Raw genomic sequence first — 15,327 nt, 5'->3', positions numbered from 1 at the left:
ATGCCACACATCATCATTGAGGTCACGCCAGGTCTCGCTCATATCGTCGATGTCGATACGACACTCTGTGTCATACACGCCACCCTGGCTGACGAAGGCTTGGCGGAAATGGACGATCTAAAAAGCAGGGTCCATCTGTGTCCCATGAAACTGGCGGGTGACGATGCGGGGGCGGAGTTCATCGTTGCCCACCTCATTACAACAAACGACCGGCCACTTTCGTCCTTGCGCCGCATGGGAGACATCATCCATGGCGCGTTGGTCAGGGCCATCGAGCGACATGAGATGCCTTTCTGGTGGCAGTGCTGCGTCCTGCTGGAGCCCACGAGCAAGAGCAAATATCTCAAAACGGATTCGCGCCACGCCGGCGGCATGTCCTTTTCGTTGGGCTGAGCCGGTCCGTTGCTGCTGACGCGCGCAACGAAAGCTCAGGTGTAGATGAAAACCGCCCTATGACTCCGTCGTCACAGCCAGGGTTGTGCACGACCGCTGCCCACGGAGGCGATGTGGATCCGCCCCATAACGTTCCAAGGGAAAAACCAACATCCCGCACCAGACTATTGATCTATGCGCTGGCAGGCATGATCGAGCCTGATCCGCGACGCGTGATGCACTGGTTTCGGAATGACCCCATTGCGGAGCTGGACAATCGTACCGCCATGGAGCTGGTCAACACGGGTGCCGCCAATCAGGTGATCCGGTTCCTGAAAGACATTGCCGAAGACGCACGATCAACATGACTGCCAATACAGCCGACGATGGAAGCCAAGCCATGCCCATGATCCAGGTCCATATGCTCAAGGGACGGAGCACGATGCAGAAAAGGCAGTTCGTCAAAGAGCTGGCGGAGCTGACCGTAAGAGCCCTTCAGGTCCCCGAGCACGCCGTGCTGATTCTTCTTGATGAAGTTGATCCAGAGCATTGGGGTATCGGGTCGCGTACCAAGGCAGACATCGATCAGGCGACTTGAGCGGCCGTATGCCATCGAACTCAACGCTATCGTTAATGGATGCCCAAACGGCCATGACCATCCATGAAAGTGTTTCTGCCGAGGTCGAGCGCGATCTCAAAACTTATTTTTCTGCCACGCCGCTTCTGACGGTCCCGACGGAGGATGGCCTATGGACCATCCGGCGGCGCGAGACATCGGGCAGCGCCCGCCCGCTACTGGCGTTGCCGGGAATCCAGGGCGGGAGTGGCATCTTCTGTTCCCTGTTCGCACGATGCGACACGCAAGTCGAGCTGATCTGCGCTGATGCGCCGCTCCTTTCCGAGGTCGACACCATGATCCGATCGACCGCGCAGCTGCTGGATCAGCTTGATATCGGCCGTATCGATCTACTTGGTTGCTCACTTGGCGGCTATCTCGCACAAGCCTTCGCTATGGCGCATCCTGAGCGTGTGGATCGATTAGTCCTGTCCAATAGCTTTTACGACGCCAGCACTTATCTCCAAACCCTTCCCTCCATCGACGCGATAGCGGCCTCTGACGCCGCGGTGCTCCTCAACAAGGCCAGGATATCGGCGTTGAGCGCGCCAGGCATCGATGCCGGCAGCATCCGTCTGCAAGTCGTGATGGCCACGCTACTAGGTCCGCATCAGACGGCCGTGCAGTTCAAGGCGCGTATGGAACTGCTAGCACGCACCTACCCCCTGCCCCGCACGCCGCTGCCCGACGAACGCGTGCTGCTGATCGACGACAGTCACGATCCGGTGCTGCCGCGTCCAATGCGTCAGGCCATCCGCGCGCGCTATGCGGCCAGCGAGCATCACGCCATCCCTCGGGGTGGCCATCTCCCCGTTGTCCAGCAACCGGACACTTTCGCAAGACTCTTATTCCGATGGCTTCGGAACACACCCTTCACCACTCATTGATGGCAAGAGGAAACTAATCATGCTCCCTGTGCGTTGGGTTTCACGCGAAGAAATGGAAACGCGCTTCGTCGCTCGCTATACACAGCTTCACGGCTCCGATCAGGGCCTGCCAGACAGCAATATCGAAGGTCACCACAAGACGATCCTCAATGTCTTCGGATTCAATCCGCCCGAAGGTATGGACGCCGTCAATCCCGTGGGGGATGAGACCAAGGCGATCATTGCACCGAAGGCCGGCTTCAGCGTTGGCTTCCTTAAGGCGAAGGAAGGCAACGGCCCGGTACTGCACAATCACAATACCAACGAGACCTTTATCCCCATGCAGGGCCGGTGGCGCTTTGTATGGGAGGCCGCGCCTGCACACGATGAATTCCTTGACCTCGGGCCGTACGACACCATTTCCTTTCCGCCGGGTGTGCCGAGACGGTTCGAGTGCCTTGAGCCGCCCGCCACCTACGATGAGGGGCTGCTGCTGGCCATTGTGGGCGGAGACGCGCCGATTTCGGAGGCAATGCCCGGAGTCAAGGAGCTCCTGCAGGCAGTCAATAAGGGGACGCTCCCAACCCTGTCGGAGGACCCGGACGAGCTGCCGATCCTGACCACCGTCAATGGAGGATTCGGCGGGTAGTTCCATGATGTAGCTCTGACGCTTCGGTACGCATAAGCACTTTCAGCAAGGCTCCGCCTCTGGTGTGTCCTGTGGCCTGATCTCTGGGGTGCAGCCTTCTGCTTGGGTTCCGGGGTGCGGTTGCCCGCCGGTTGACGAGGATGTGGGCGAAGCCATGGGCAACACTCCTCACGCTTGCGCGTCACGTGGAGATTGGTTCGCGACTATTTTGCTCAGCTTGCGAGCTATATCGCACTCAAGCACAGTCGCCGCTCCGCTAAAATGGAGTCTTCACGTGGAATGGAGTGACGTTCGCATCTTTCTCGCAGTCGCACGTCAGGGATCGATAGGGGCAGCTGCGCGAGCCATTGGCCTGAGTCATCCTACGGTTGGTCGACGCATGCGTGCCCTGGAAGAAGACGTGGGTCACCCCCTTTTTCAACGGCACAACAACGGGGTGCTCCTTACTGACGCTGGATCCAGGGTGCTCCGGCTCGCGGAGGAGATGGAGGTGTCCGCGCTGGCCATCGAACGTCGACTGGCCGGCGAAGACAGCCGTCCCTACGGTCCACTGCGTATTTCCTCTGCGGACTGGTTTGCGACTTATATCCTGCCGCCTGTCATCGAGGCGCTGCTACACGACCACCCGGGCATATTGCCGGAGTTGATCGTCAGTTCGCGGCGCTACGACCTTTCCCGCCGGGAAGCGGACGTGGTGTTCAGGGTAGTGCCGTTCGAAGAGCCAGGCATAGTCCAGTGTCGACTCTTACGCATCACCTACGGCGTGTACGCCAAGGTCGATACCGTGCTTCCGGTCCGTGGCGATGGTCGGGGATCGCACCTGCTACTCATGGATACTGTGATACACAGCTATCCAGAGGTGGACTGGCTTCGGGACATCCTGCCGCATGCTCGACCGGTCGTTGTCGCGAACCATCGCGCGTTGCAGGCACGACTGTGCCAACGAGGTATGGGGCTCGCCGTGCTGCCGCGCGCGGTCGGTGACGCGACGTCCGGACTGACGCGAATCGATCTCGGCGAAGTACCACCCTCCCGACATATCTGGATGGGCTATCACGAGGACATGCGTGGGACGGACAGGATCCGGGCACTGGCGGACATCGCAACGCACCTGCTTGGTGGCGACGCCGACGACGAGCCCGAACAATAGTGAAGGGGTGATGCACGTTCGTGGCAGTGTGCGCCTGACGTTGCAATAGGCAGGCTAGAGCCTCCTTTGCTCTGGATCCTTACCGATGTGCGATGACGGTCTTTCCTTGTCTCCGCGGCTGACTCCCGAAAGTTGTCCGCCTTCTCGTGAACCAAGCTTTCATCGTTTCCATATCGGAAGGATGACGATCACGGCGTTATGCGACGGACACTTCCCACTTTCTGTCCATGACGTCTTGCGCAGCGGTGAGGTATCGCTCGATACGCTCATGATGGAAGCCCGCCTCGGCAACGTCGTGTCCAGCCACGTCAACGCGTTTCTGATCGATGATGGCCAGCATCGCATGCTCATCGACGCTGGCGCGGGCGATCTGCAGGACGCAACACTGGGCCGGATGGCGACGCAGCTGATGTCGGCAGGCCATCGACCCTCCGACATCGACATCGTGCTGGTAACCCACCTCCATCCAGACCATATCGGTGGCCTGACACGAAATGGCGAGGCAGTGTTTCCGCGCGCCATCGTTCATGTGCCACGCGAGGAGGCCGCGTTCTGGCTGGAAGCATCCAGCTACGACCATGTCGATCCTAGCGTGCGGGCGACGTTCGACTGTGCTCGCCAGATCGTTGCGCCCTATGTCGCCGACGGACGCTATCGCTTGTTCGATCCCGAGACGTCCTGGTACGGATGTCTCATGGCAGAACCCCTGCCCGGCCATACCTCCGGCCATACTGGATATCGTTTGCGCACGGGCGAACGGGATCTCGTGTTCTGCGGAGACCTGTTCCATGTTGTCCCAGTGCAACTGTCCGAACCAAGCGTGACCGTCTGCTACGACAACCAGCCAAGGCAAGCGAAAACGACGCGAGAGACCTTTCTCGCCGAGGCATTCAGACGTGGTGACGCCGTAGCCGCGGCTCACGCACCGTTTCCCGGGCTCGGGCATATTCACAAGGAAGCTCAGGGATACACATGGCTTCCCGTCGCATGACCCGTCGCTATGTTCGCTCTTCGTGCCTGCGGCTACCGTGGATGGCTGGCTATTCCCGTAGCGAACGTAAGGCGGGCAAAGCCCGTGGACCGTGCCCGCGCTTCACGTCCGCGCGGGCACGCTACGCATGGCCCGCCCTTGCCTGCTTCAGGTGTTGCTCAGGGCAAAAGCCTTGACATCCGATGCGTCGTATCCGCTTTGCAAGCGGTAAGTGCCGTCGGTTGCCAGAGCATACACATTCAAGTTCTCGGAAAACGCCGCCTGGGGGCAGGTGCCGAGCAGCTGCGGTACCGATACATCCTGGGTGAACAGCCCCCCGCTCAAGGCGAAGCCGTCGACGCCGGACAACACGTAGCCGCTGGCGGACACGCCCGTGGGATCGGTGTTGTTGCCCTTGATGACGCCAAAGGAAAATGTGGCGAAATTGCGCGGATGCGAGGCATTGAAACTGATGCGCACTCCCTGGGCCAGGCTGGTGTAGTGGATAAAGCCACACTTGCCCGACACCACCGGTACCCCGTTTACATAAACCAGGTGGCCTGCCCCATCGGTCAGCTCGGCATTCTGGATCACGGCGCTGCAGGGGGCGTTGTCGATGCGCACCTTGAACGACAGCGCAAGCGCATGGGCTGTATTGCCGGAATCGATGTGCAGGTCGTAATCGGGCGCGTTCACCGAGTTTCCGGAATTGCTGTAGTCGGATACCTGGAATACCGCCTTGGGCACCGCGACCACCTGGAACGCGCCGGCGCTCATGGTTCCCAGCTCCAGGTCGAAACGATACAGGCCGTCATCCAGGGCGTGACTGTCGATGCTCGCGCTCCAGAAGTCCGGGCTGGTCCACTGAATGGTCAAGGCCTTATCGGTGGAGGGAACCAGCGGTTCGTTGTAGATATCCCACTGCGGAATCCGGTAGCCAATGTCCTGACCACTACCCTCTGCGCCCAGGGTGATCGCGTGGGTCTCGAAGTGGAACTGGCCGCCGCTCTGCGTGATCACGAAGTAAGTCTTGGCGACCTGGCCGTTGATGACCTGAGGGGAGGCGCCGAAGATGTCGTTCAAGTTCGCGTCCTTGATACGGGTCCGCGTCCACCGGTAATGGGTGACTCCGGCAGTCGGCAGTCCATCGCCGAAGAGCAGCTTGAAATTCAGGGTTCCACCGAAGGGGCTAATGCGCTTTGCGTCGATGATGTCGGTGCAGCCGACGTTGAACAGGCTCACCCCGCCCTGCACGCTCACCGCGTTGGCGTCGCTTTGCTCGATATGCAGGGCAGTGGCGCTTTCCCCGATCGACCGGAACCATGCGAGCTCACCGTGTGCATTGATGCCGCAGTCGCACGGCATCACGCGCGGGTCGGTCACCTTGATATTGATGTCGGTGCCGCAGGTGTAGTTCCACCAGGTATGGCATGGCAGCGACGGACGGTACACCGTGACCCACTGGCCATTGATGTTGACCTCGACCCAGACATAGATGTTGAGCGGGCCGTCCTCGCTGAAGGTGTTTTCCCACATCTCGAAGTGACCGTTGCAATCGCTGTAGACCACGGTCTCTTCGTCGCAGGTGTAGAGCCAGGGCCAGTAGATAGGCCACAGGCAGAAGTACGGGTACAGCAGCGCATGGTTGGCGTAGATCGCCTGGCGCACGGTCTCGGCTGATCCCGAGGTGAGAGAGCGCAGGACGTGCGCCGGGATCTCCGGCAGGGCCGCCGCCTTCATCTTCAGCGACGCCGCCGGAGCTGGACGCGGGCCGGTGGAGATCAAGGTCTGGCTGATCGGCCCGATCGGGTCGGGAATGGGTGGCGGCGCAACGTTGAGCTGGGACAGGCTCGCGAATCTTTCGCTGATTTCGCTGATCACCCAGTCGGGGATCGGCCGATAGTAGATCGGGATGTGCGGAAACACGAACTCGGTTTCGACTTCGCAAATATGCACGCGGGCATTGCACACCGGTTGGTTGACTGATTGCCCATCGATCAGGAAATCCTTGGACAGGTGCCCGGTGATCAGGCAGTTGTTCCAGATCCACGGTTGCAGCACCGCAGCGGGAACGCGCAGCACATCGATGACATGCCCGGAGAAATTCTGCACCACCTGGTAGGCGCCCGCCTTGAGCAAAGTGCGCTCATTCAACTTGCTGGCGGCCTGGCTCGGCACGCCCTGCGCGATGTACAGCTTGGCTTGCCCTTCGAGCTCGCCCCTGGTGGACCTGAGCTGCGCCTCCAGTCCCTTGAAGGGCACCGACTCGATGACTTTGCCGCGCTTGTCCGCGACGTACGCATAGAGGTTTTTCGCTTCTCCGGCGCCGGATTCAGCCGAAAGGCGAATCGTCACCGGCTTATGTTCTTGGGTTTTCATCTTCATACCCCCGTGAATTCCGCCTACTCTGTTGAGGATTTTCGGCATGGCTCCTGGCTTCAGCAGCCGCAACGGCCCGGACTGGGCATTTGATCGAATCGGTAGAAGGCTGCGCGACGCGGACTTGCGCCGCTTCAACTAACTGCACGCACTAACCAGTCCCAACATCAAACCCCGACGTCACTGGTGGTCTTTGCCGAGCTTGGTGGTGTCGGCACGTCCCTCTCGCGGCCGAAGATGCGCCGATGACGTCTAGCCACGAGGCAATTCGCGTGCCATGCCGAGATGGCCGTGAAAGCGATGGAAATGCGCCTGTTGAGGGATGCGTCTCTTCAACGCTGGGTCGCCATTGACCCAGTTATGCGAAAACGTGGGTCAGCCAGAACCCAGGGCTATGAAGAGATCTCAACCCGTGATGTCGCACCCAATGCGACGCATCATGCTGAGCCATCTCTCGCTGCCCGTCATTGGCAACGCGAAGGCGGGAGTCCAACTTATGAGTGGTTACTGAGTTCAGTGGTCGTGCCTTCCGCCTGAATGCCCCAAGGCATACGCAGACTCAACAATCGCTCACGTGTCCAAGCGGACAGCGGGGATTCCACGTAGCGGAATACGACCCAGGCGCAGATCACGGCGACCACCGGACGGGTCAGGAAGAGCGTGATCTCGAAGGCGGGATGGCTCAAGGGGGTCAGGATGGCGATGCGCTGCAGGACTTCGAAGACGTAGACGTGAACCAGATAGAGGGAATAGGAAATGGCGCCCATCCATACGGACCACCTGGGAACCTTGATCGCGTCGGTCTTGGCCAGTAACGCGATGCCGACGAACAGAATGGTCAGTGGCGCACCCCACCCTTGCGGGCCGAAGAAGTTCACCATCCCCAACGGCTGCCAGGCCAGCCACAGCAAAGCCAGAAGTATCGCCGCTGAGGCATAGATCATCGCAGTCGATCCGATCCTGAAGCGGGAACCGTAGAGCCAGCCCGCCGCCATGCCGCCCACAAAATCCCAGACAATCGGATTGATGGCGAGATTGGCGTACCTGGACCACGCCACCAGGGGCTGCTCGGCCACATGCAAGGTGTGGCCGCCTCGGTCGAGCGGAATCACCACCAGAGTCAAGGCAAACCATGCAGCCATGGCCACGTAACGCCATCGGCCAAAGACCATGGACGCGGCGAACAGCAGGTAGAAGTACCACTCGAAACACAGCGTCCAGGCGACGCCCACGGCCATCTGAAAGTAGATGCCCGACGCGTCGGGGTTGTGGGGAATGAAGGCCAGCCCTTCCAGGTACGAAAGCACAAGAGTGCGGTCGAGCAATCCTCCGGGACCATGCTCTACCACCAGTGCGACGGGCGTCATCACCGCAAGTAATGGCCAGATCCTGGCGAACCGCTTGATCAGGAATTTCCATAGGTAGGCGTTGCTTCCATCGAAGTCCCGGGTGGTCCACACCATCAGAAAGCCGCTGATGATGAAGAACAGATCCACACCCATGGCCATGGGCAGCAGCACATGGTCAGCCACGCCTTTCCCCGCCGCCGTACCCATCAATATGCTGCGGCTGTGGACCATGACCACCATGAGCGCGGCGAGTCCCCTCAGCGCTTGAATCCATTCCAGCTTGTGCTTTTGTGTGCCCATCCGCGTGAGCCTGCTTCTTCGCCCATTGGATTGCCGTTGCGGTGGCCGACGTGGCGGAGCGATGGGCCATGAATGCCTTGCCCGCCACGATCTGGCTCGGATGATGCCTTTCAGTCCCGATCGGCTCAGTACTGACTGATTTGAGTGAGTGCCCCAGGTGTGATGAAAGGTTGCGCTACGGTGCGCAACCGCTTTGGATCGGTGGCCGCGGATCAATCCAGCCATGGTGATCGCGCCGCGTCTGACTGCCCGCAATGGCGGACCCATGACATGGCTGGAAGCGGCCCATCCGGCGCCATCGAAATCCACCGGAATAAAACGGGCCGCATCGTGGTTATGTTGATATCGCCTCGCGTTGAATGGCTTGGCGTTGAGTTCATTCAACAAGGCCCTTGCACCTATGTCGGCTCAAACACGTTCTACCGCGAACTACACACGCACTGCCAAAGTCCTGCATTGGCTGGCGGCGCTGTTCATCCTGACGAACTTCGTCGTTGGTCTGCGCATGGAGCATTTCCCCGGCTACGCTCATACGTCGCCGGAATGGAACGGCATCTTGTTCTGGCACGGCTCGATCGGTGCATTGGTGTTATGGCTGGCCGTAGCGCGGATGATCTGGCGCGCTGGTCACCGTCCACCGCCGCTGCCGGGCAGCATTCCAGCCTGGCAGGCATGGGTGGCGCACAGTGTGCATGGACTGCTTTATTTGGCGATGTTGGCGCTACCTTTATCTGGTTACGCTCATCGTGTCGCGGGAAATCACGCGGTCAGTTTTTTTGGCCTGTGGAATTGGCCTGATCTTTTTTCGACCAACGAGTCACTGCGCGTTCTGTTCGGGAGAATCCATATCGGTCTCGTCGTGGCGCTGGGCCTCCTGCTGCTCCTCCATTTCGGCGCGGTACTAAAACATCTGGTGATCAACCGCGACGGCGTGGCCAAACGCATGCTGTGAGTCGTAGACGCGAATCGCGTTCGGACGCCACACGCTTCGCCCAGGCGTAGTGCTGCCACGAGTACGTGAGCGGACACCAGATCGATGCCGGTGTGATCGAGAGCTTCAGCGTGATCCTGATGATCGCCATGCCGAGGCCGGTGCATGGATTGAAGCTCACCGCATTGCTGCGGAGAACGGTATTGGCTTTGCCGATGCACCGCTGCATATGCCCCTCTTAGAGGCCAATCAGCGCGGCGAAAATCCTGCTCTGTACGGCAAAAGGTGATCGCTATCGCAGGATTGAAATTCAGTCATCCTGCTAACGGCTTAATGCCGCCTTTCATAACGAATTCACCACACGACGGGCGATAGAACGCCCGCTCCCCACAAGTACTCAAGAACGTTGTCGCGTGACCGACCGCCAGGGCGGCTTGACGCCTTTTGCCTGCCCCTAAGTCGAAACGCCCTCAGCAACACACGTGCAAATCACCATCAAGGAGAAATGGTCATGAGTAAGCGCGTATCCCAGAGAGGCACTCGCACCTTTTATTTGTTCGGAAGAGTCATCGCCTGCATGGCGTTGGCTGTGCTCTTGTCGGCAGCCTGCGTTCAACCACCGTGGTTCGCCACCTGGTATGCGGCACCACAGGACTACAACATCATTTTCCCTGGCGTCACCGTTCCGCCTCTCGCCATCTCGAACCAGTCGGTCCGCCAGATTGTCCACACATCGCATGGCGGCAGCCTGATCCGCATCAAGCTGTCTAATTTCTTCGGAACCACCCCCGTCACGTTCGCCGAAGCCAGGGTTGCACGCAGTACGGGCAACGGCGGCATCGATCCCGCCACTAATCGCACGCTTCGATTCGGCGGCGTAGGCAACGTAACGCTCGCGCCCGGCGAAGAACGATGGAGCGACCCGGTCTACCTGCAGGTGCCCACGCATTCGGATCTGGCGGTCAGCCTGTATGTGCCGCTGAACACGCCCGTCGTCACCACCCACACGATAGGCATGCAAACCAATTACCTCTCGCCAGGCAATCAGACGGGCGCCACCGTGATGGGTAACGCCACCACGACGAGCGTGTACTTCTGGCTCAGTGAGGTCGATGCATCGACAGCCGGCGCATCGGACGGCGTCACCGACCTGGCGGCACATCCGTACAAGGTGGTCGTGGCGTTCGGCGACTCGATCACCGACGGATACGGCTCGACCGCCAGTGCCAACCGCCGCTGGCCCAACGATCTCGACAATCGCGTGCAGGCCGCTGCTGAAGACCTGGGCCGTGTGAGCGTGGTCAATGCCGCCATCGCCGGTAACCGCTGGATCTACGACGGTGTCGGCCCTGCCGGTGTGACGCGATTCGCCCACGACGTTGCCGGTGTTTCGGGCGCGACCCACGTCATGATCCTGCTGGGCATCAACGACATCGGCCTCGGCGAGCTCATTCCGCAGCAAAATGTTTCCGCCGATCAAATCATCGCGGCCATGCAGGCTACCATCGCCCAGGCGAAAGCCAGCGGGATCAAGATTTACCTGGGGACCATAACCCCATACAACGGCGCTTCGTATTACGACGCCGCAGGGGAAATGAAGCGCGAGGCCGTCAACGCCTTCGTGCGCTCGGCGAACGGCGCCGATGGCGTACTCGATTTCGACCAGGTCGTGCGAGACCCGTCCAATCCCACCGCCCTATTGCCCACTTACGACAGTGGCGATCATTTGCACCCCAACGATGTTGGGTACCAGGCGATGGCGAACTCCATTGATCTTGGCGTGCTCGAAAACTGATATTCGACAGCAGCAAGCACCTGATGATTGCAGGGCGGCGTCTGTATTGGCGGCGTCCGCCCTGCTCGCCCATGGTGGGCCCAGGACTATTTCTTTGGCGGAAGCCCCATCTTGGCCAGCGTCAGGGTTTCATCCGCCCTCCCCCAGCCACCGTCTGTGACTTCTTCGACGAGCACCATGGAGTAAGGCCTGACGCCCTCGCCAAAATACTCGACGAACATCGCGGTCGTTCGATGGATGATTTCTTCCTTGCGAGCGGCATCGATGACACCCTCGGGAAATTTGAAGTTGGCAAACGGCACTGGGCGATCCTCATGTGAACGGAACAGGTTTGCGCCCCGCCTTTGTAGGCCATGCCACTGGGGCGGGATGCGTGAGGTAGGTTGATGCTCCAGTCGGCGCGCATAAATAACGCTAGATGGATATCTGTATTCAATCACCCTGAGTAATCGCCGGTCGATGGCATGCCCTGGTTCGGCATCCGGTCAAGCCGTTGACTCAAGGGACGCAAGTCGGCGCTGCAGAAATCGCTGCTCGGCCGATTGACGCGTGAGTGCCAGTGCCCGTCCGTAGGATGCGCGCGCGTCATCCACTCGACCGAGCCGGCGAAGTACGTCGGCCCGCGTCGCGTGAGCATAGACATAGTGTTCGAGTTCACCTGCGGCCGTTACCGCATCGATCGCGGCGAGCCCTGTTTCCGGCCCATCGCGCATGGCGATCGCCGCTGCCCGGTTAAGCGCCGCCACCGGCGATGGTTCCATCTGGCAGAGAACATCGTAGAGCGCTATCACCCGTGACCAGTCGGTACGGTCGATGCTCTCTGCTTCCGCATGCACTGCCGCAATCAAGGCTTGCAGCAGGTAGGGTCCTGCCTTTCGTTGAGCGAGGGCGTCCGCGATGAAACGGCGGGCTTCGTCAATGCGCTCTCTGTCCCAGAGCGAACGATCCTGATCTTCCATGAGCACGAGATCGCCTGCCGCATCGGCGCGGGCCGCCCGGCGCGAATCATGCAGCAACATCAGCGCCAGGAGGCCCTGGGTTTCCGGCTCCGGCAGCAACCCGGCCGCCAATTGCCCGAGGCGTAATGCTTCGTCGCAAAGTACCGGTCGCATCAGTGCGTCGCCTTCCGTGGCGGTGTATCCCTCGTTAAAGACCAGGTAGATCACCTTGAGCACGGATTCCAGGCGGGCCGGCACATCACTGGGCGCTGGAGCTTCGTAAGGTAGCCGCGCTTCGCGGATCTTTGCCTTGGCGCGCACGATGCGCTGTCCGATCGTCGGCGCGGGCACGAGATAGGCGCGGGCGATCACTTCGGTCGCGAGCCCGGCCACTTCGCGCAGTGTCAGGGCGATCCTCGCATCCGGCGGCAATATCGGATGGCAGCACATGAAGATCAGCCGCAGTTCGTCGTCCTCGATCACTTCGGGCATCGCGGGTTCGGGACTGGCCTCGGCGAACGGAGCCACTGCGAGCAGCGCCTGCGCGAGCCGCCCTTCGCGGCGCCAGCGGTCGATGGTCTTGAACCGGCCGACAGAGACCAGCCAGCCGTAAGGGTTCGCTGGAACGCCCTCCTTGGGCCAGCGGTCGGCGGCGGCCGCGAAAGCCTCATGGAGGGCTTCTTCGACCGTTTCGAAGTTTCCCAGGAGCCGGATCAGCGTGGCCCGGACGCGGCGCGCTTCGTTGCGATAGGCGGCCTCGAGGGCAACGTACGCGCCTGGCTCCATCACAGTACCGGGCGTGGTTTGGTGTAATCAGGAACCGGCCGCACCTCGATGGATCCCCGTGTGGCGAAAGGCATGCCGGCCGCGATCTGCACCGCCGCATTGAGGTCGGGCGCTTCGATAACTACCAGGCCACCCAGCATTTCCTTGGTTTCCATGAAAGGGCCGTCGGTCGCGGACATCTTGGCGTCGCGCACTTGCACGGTCATCGCTTCGCCCGGCAGTGCGAGCGGCTGGGCGAAGATCAGCTGGCCATTGGCCTTCAGGGTCTGGCCGTGCACCCCGGCCGCGTCGAGCACCGCATTGGATTCGGCACTCCCGTCGAACATTTTCTTCGGATCGAAATAGATCAGGCACACGTAGCGCATGGTGACTTGCTCCTTGTTGAAATTCCCGCATCGATTACTAGTCGATCCAGGACGGCCCGTTTCGACATGGTCGAAAAATATTCTTTGGACCTGTCGAACAGGTTGTGACTCTGGCGACCATCGGTGTCATCCCGTTGCCAGAGGAGCCCATGCGATGCTGCCCCAGCCCTGCTTTCAGTCGTCCTGTGCCTGTGGAGGCGTTTTGCTCGAGACCCGCGGTCGGCCGATCGCCGCGGTTGCGTGCCATTGTTCGGATTGCCAGGCGGCTGCAAGGCAGATCGAGGGCCTGCCGGGTGCCCCGCCTATCCTGGATGCATGCGGGGGCACCGCCTTCCTCGTTCTACGCAAGGACCGCATGCGTCCCGTCCGGGGCGGCGAACTGCTGCGCGGACTCAAGCTCAGCTCCACATCACCGACGACGCGATACGTGGCAGCCTGCTGCAACGCAATGATGTATCTCGGTTTCGATGACGCCAAGCACTGGGTCTCCATGAACCGCGCGCGCTTCGACGGCGAGGTACCAGCGGTTCGGATGCGGGTCTGCACCGGGTCCATGCCGGATGGCGCAGTCCCGGCCGACCTCCCCTGCTATCGGGGCTACCCCATGTCATTGATGGGCGGACTGGTGCTCGCCGGCTTCGCCAGATGGATCGGAAGATAGCCTGTGGTGGATTTCATAAAGGACTCGTTTATCGCGACATGCCTGGCTTGCCGCAGGACGCCTTGGCCGATCTGGAGGATCCCATCATCTGGTTCAGTGGTGGGTGGTATCACGTCCTGGTGAACAAGACGTTAGAGAAATGGCCATTGCGTGAGCGTGGCCACTTCACCGAATGCTGCCGAACAGCGCTTCGGCGAACAGGTCGATGGTTTTCTGGCTCAGGTCGGTATTGTTGAGCAGTACAAGGGTGGACTGCCCGTCCAGCCGGTGTGCGAGCAACGAGCGATAGCCATCGGTCCGCCCCGTCTCCCATGCGAAGGCTTGCGGCGTGCCGTCGATCTGCACCGTCCTGATACGTCCGCCCAATGCATAGGATTCCGTCGGTACCAGGATCGTGCCGAGCGCCTTGCGCGACTCGGCACGGAGGAACGAGTCGCCGTACACGCTCTCAGCGGCGCGCACCAGGTCCGCGGCGGTTCCGCAATACCCGCCAGACGCCACCATATAGACCAGTTGCGGTTTCATCTTCCGCATCGGCGGATCGATGGAGGCATAACCGGCAGCGATGCTTGAACGGACCTCCTCGGCATAGCGCGGCAGGATGTGCTTCAACCCAAGCGGAGCGAGCGTGAGCGCGTCGACCGCTTCTGCGAACTCCTTGCCGGTGACGTTTTCGATGATGCCCTTGACCAGAATCCAGTTGGTGAGGTCATAGGAGAAGCGGCTGCCCGGCTCGAAGGTGAGGTCGCCGGAACAGAAGGCCTTGATCGCATCGCCGGTGCTGAATGTGCGGGTCCATAAGCTGGGATCGGCCTTCACCTGGGGCGTGAAGCCATTGGGGATGCCGCTACTGTTGGACAGCAGGTGTTTGAGTTTCACCTTGGCGCCGGTATCGGAGCGATAGTCGGCGAGGTAATCGACAATGGCACTGTCGAGCGTCAGCTTGCCCTGGTCGACCAGACGCAATGCAGTAACCGAGGCTATCCACTTGGTGATCGAGGCCAGTGGATACAGCGTATCCAACGTGGCGCGGCGCCCTGCTTCCACGTCGGCCATGCCGAAGGCCTCAGACAGCACCACGCGCCGGTTGCGCACGAGATGGATGACGCCATGGAAGCCGTTGGTCTGGACGAAATCGTCAACGGTGGCCCGCATGCTCTTTGGCGCGCTCGCCAAGAGTGAAGGTGTCAGCCAAAGGCC

General features: G+C 60.7%; 16 protein-coding genes. 10 read left to right on the top strand and 6 right to left on the bottom strand.

Annotated elements, in window-relative coordinates:
- The 7 genes from ISS97_RS16855 (at window position 1) to ISS97_RS16825 (ending at window position 4,644) form a co-directional block, all read left to right on the top strand.
- Window positions 1-393, top strand: a complete 393-nt coding sequence (locus ISS97_RS16855) for a hypothetical protein (protein WP_379983443.1) — start codon at window positions 1-3, stop codon at window positions 391-393.
- Between the two features lie 113 nt (window positions 394-506).
- Window positions 507-740: a hypothetical protein gene (locus ISS97_RS16850; RefSeq protein WP_379983444.1), complete on the top strand. Its 234-nt coding sequence runs from the start codon at window positions 507-509 to the stop codon at window positions 738-740.
- Between the two features lie 32 nt (window positions 741-772).
- Window positions 773-970, top strand: coding sequence for a tautomerase family protein (locus ISS97_RS16845; RefSeq protein ID WP_379983445.1), 198 nt, complete (start codon window positions 773-775; stop codon window positions 968-970).
- Between the two features lie 53 nt (window positions 971-1,023).
- A complete protein-coding gene (locus ISS97_RS16840; protein WP_379983446.1) occupies window positions 1,024-1,875 on the top strand; it encodes an alpha/beta fold hydrolase in 852 nt (283 codons plus the stop codon).
- Window positions 1,876-1,894: 19 nt separating this feature from the next.
- A complete protein-coding gene (locus tag ISS97_RS16835) occupies window positions 1,895-2,503 on the top strand; it encodes a cupin domain-containing protein (RefSeq protein ID WP_379983447.1) in 609 nt (202 codons plus the stop codon).
- Window positions 2,504-2,777: 274 nt separating this feature from the next.
- Entirely contained in the window at window positions 2,778-3,653 is an 876-nt protein-coding gene (locus ISS97_RS16830) for a LysR family transcriptional regulator (RefSeq protein WP_379983448.1), read from the top strand.
- Window positions 3,654-3,834: 181 nt separating this feature from the next.
- Window positions 3,835-4,644 (top strand): MBL fold metallo-hydrolase, encoded by an 810-nt coding sequence (locus tag ISS97_RS16825; RefSeq protein ID WP_379983449.1) that lies wholly within the window; start codon window positions 3,835-3,837, stop codon window positions 4,642-4,644.
- Between the two features lie 147 nt (window positions 4,645-4,791).
- Here ISS97_RS16825 and ISS97_RS16820 read toward each other — a convergent pair whose 3' ends face one another.
- Complete coding sequence (locus ISS97_RS16820; RefSeq protein ID WP_379983450.1) at window positions 4,792-7,050, bottom strand: hypothetical protein; 2,259 nt, start codon at window positions 7,048-7,050, stop codon at window positions 4,792-4,794.
- A 446-nt stretch (window positions 7,051-7,496) separates the two neighbouring features.
- The gene (locus ISS97_RS16815) at window positions 7,497-8,651 is read right to left on the bottom strand and encodes an acyltransferase family protein (protein ID WP_379983451.1); all 1,155 of its coding nucleotides are present in this window, start codon (window positions 8,649-8,651) and stop codon (window positions 7,497-7,499) included.
- A 370-nt stretch (window positions 8,652-9,021) separates the two neighbouring features.
- On the opposite strand from ISS97_RS16815, the gene ISS97_RS16810 reads away from it, so the two are divergent.
- Together ISS97_RS16810 and ISS97_RS16805 are read left to right on the top strand one after the other, a co-directional pair.
- Window positions 9,022-9,603: a cytochrome b gene (locus tag ISS97_RS16810; protein ID WP_379983452.1), complete on the top strand. Its 582-nt coding sequence runs from the start codon at window positions 9,022-9,024 to the stop codon at window positions 9,601-9,603.
- A gap of 490 nt (window positions 9,604-10,093) precedes the next feature.
- Entirely contained in the window at window positions 10,094-11,377 is a 1,284-nt protein-coding gene (locus ISS97_RS16805) for an SGNH/GDSL hydrolase family protein (protein ID WP_379983454.1), read from the top strand.
- 86 nt (window positions 11,378-11,463) lie between these two features.
- Here ISS97_RS16805 and ISS97_RS16800 read toward each other — a convergent pair whose 3' ends face one another.
- The 3 genes from ISS97_RS16800 to ISS97_RS16790 all read right to left on the bottom strand — a co-directional run bounded on the left by ISS97_RS16800 (window position 11,464) and on the right by ISS97_RS16790 (window position 13,466).
- The gene (locus ISS97_RS16800; protein WP_379983456.1) at window positions 11,464-11,679 is read right to left on the bottom strand and encodes a tautomerase family protein; all 216 of its coding nucleotides are present in this window, start codon (window positions 11,677-11,679) and stop codon (window positions 11,464-11,466) included.
- A 183-nt stretch (window positions 11,680-11,862) separates the two neighbouring features.
- Window positions 11,863-13,101: an RNA polymerase sigma factor gene (locus ISS97_RS16795; protein ID WP_379983457.1), complete on the bottom strand. Its 1,239-nt coding sequence runs from the start codon at window positions 13,099-13,101 to the stop codon at window positions 11,863-11,865.
- Window positions 13,101-13,466, bottom strand: coding sequence for a YciI family protein (locus ISS97_RS16790; protein WP_379983458.1), 366 nt, complete (start codon window positions 13,464-13,466; stop codon window positions 13,101-13,103). Before ISS97_RS16790 ends, ISS97_RS16795 begins: the two co-directional genes overlap by 1 nt.
- Between ISS97_RS16790 and ISS97_RS21845 the strand changes: the two genes are divergently transcribed.
- A complete protein-coding gene (locus ISS97_RS21845; protein WP_449757862.1) occupies window positions 13,465-14,127 on the top strand; it encodes a GFA family protein in 663 nt (220 codons plus the stop codon). The two genes, ISS97_RS16790 and ISS97_RS21845, sit on opposite strands and share 2 nt — an antisense overlap.
- Before the next feature lie 165 nt (window positions 14,128-14,292).
- Here ISS97_RS21845 and ISS97_RS16785 read toward each other — a convergent pair whose 3' ends face one another.
- Window positions 14,293-15,282 (bottom strand): serine hydrolase domain-containing protein, encoded by a 990-nt coding sequence (locus tag ISS97_RS16785; protein ID WP_379983459.1) that lies wholly within the window; start codon window positions 15,280-15,282, stop codon window positions 14,293-14,295.
- Window positions 15,283-15,327: the final 45 nt, after the last annotated feature.

The organism is Dyella koreensis, assembly GCF_044904565.1.
Taxonomy (GTDB): Bacteria; Pseudomonadota; Gammaproteobacteria; order Xanthomonadales; family Rhodanobacteraceae; genus Dyella_D; species Dyella_D koreensis.
Note: the sequence above shows the minus strand (reverse complement) of the source record. Positions and strands in the feature narration are given on the sequence as shown.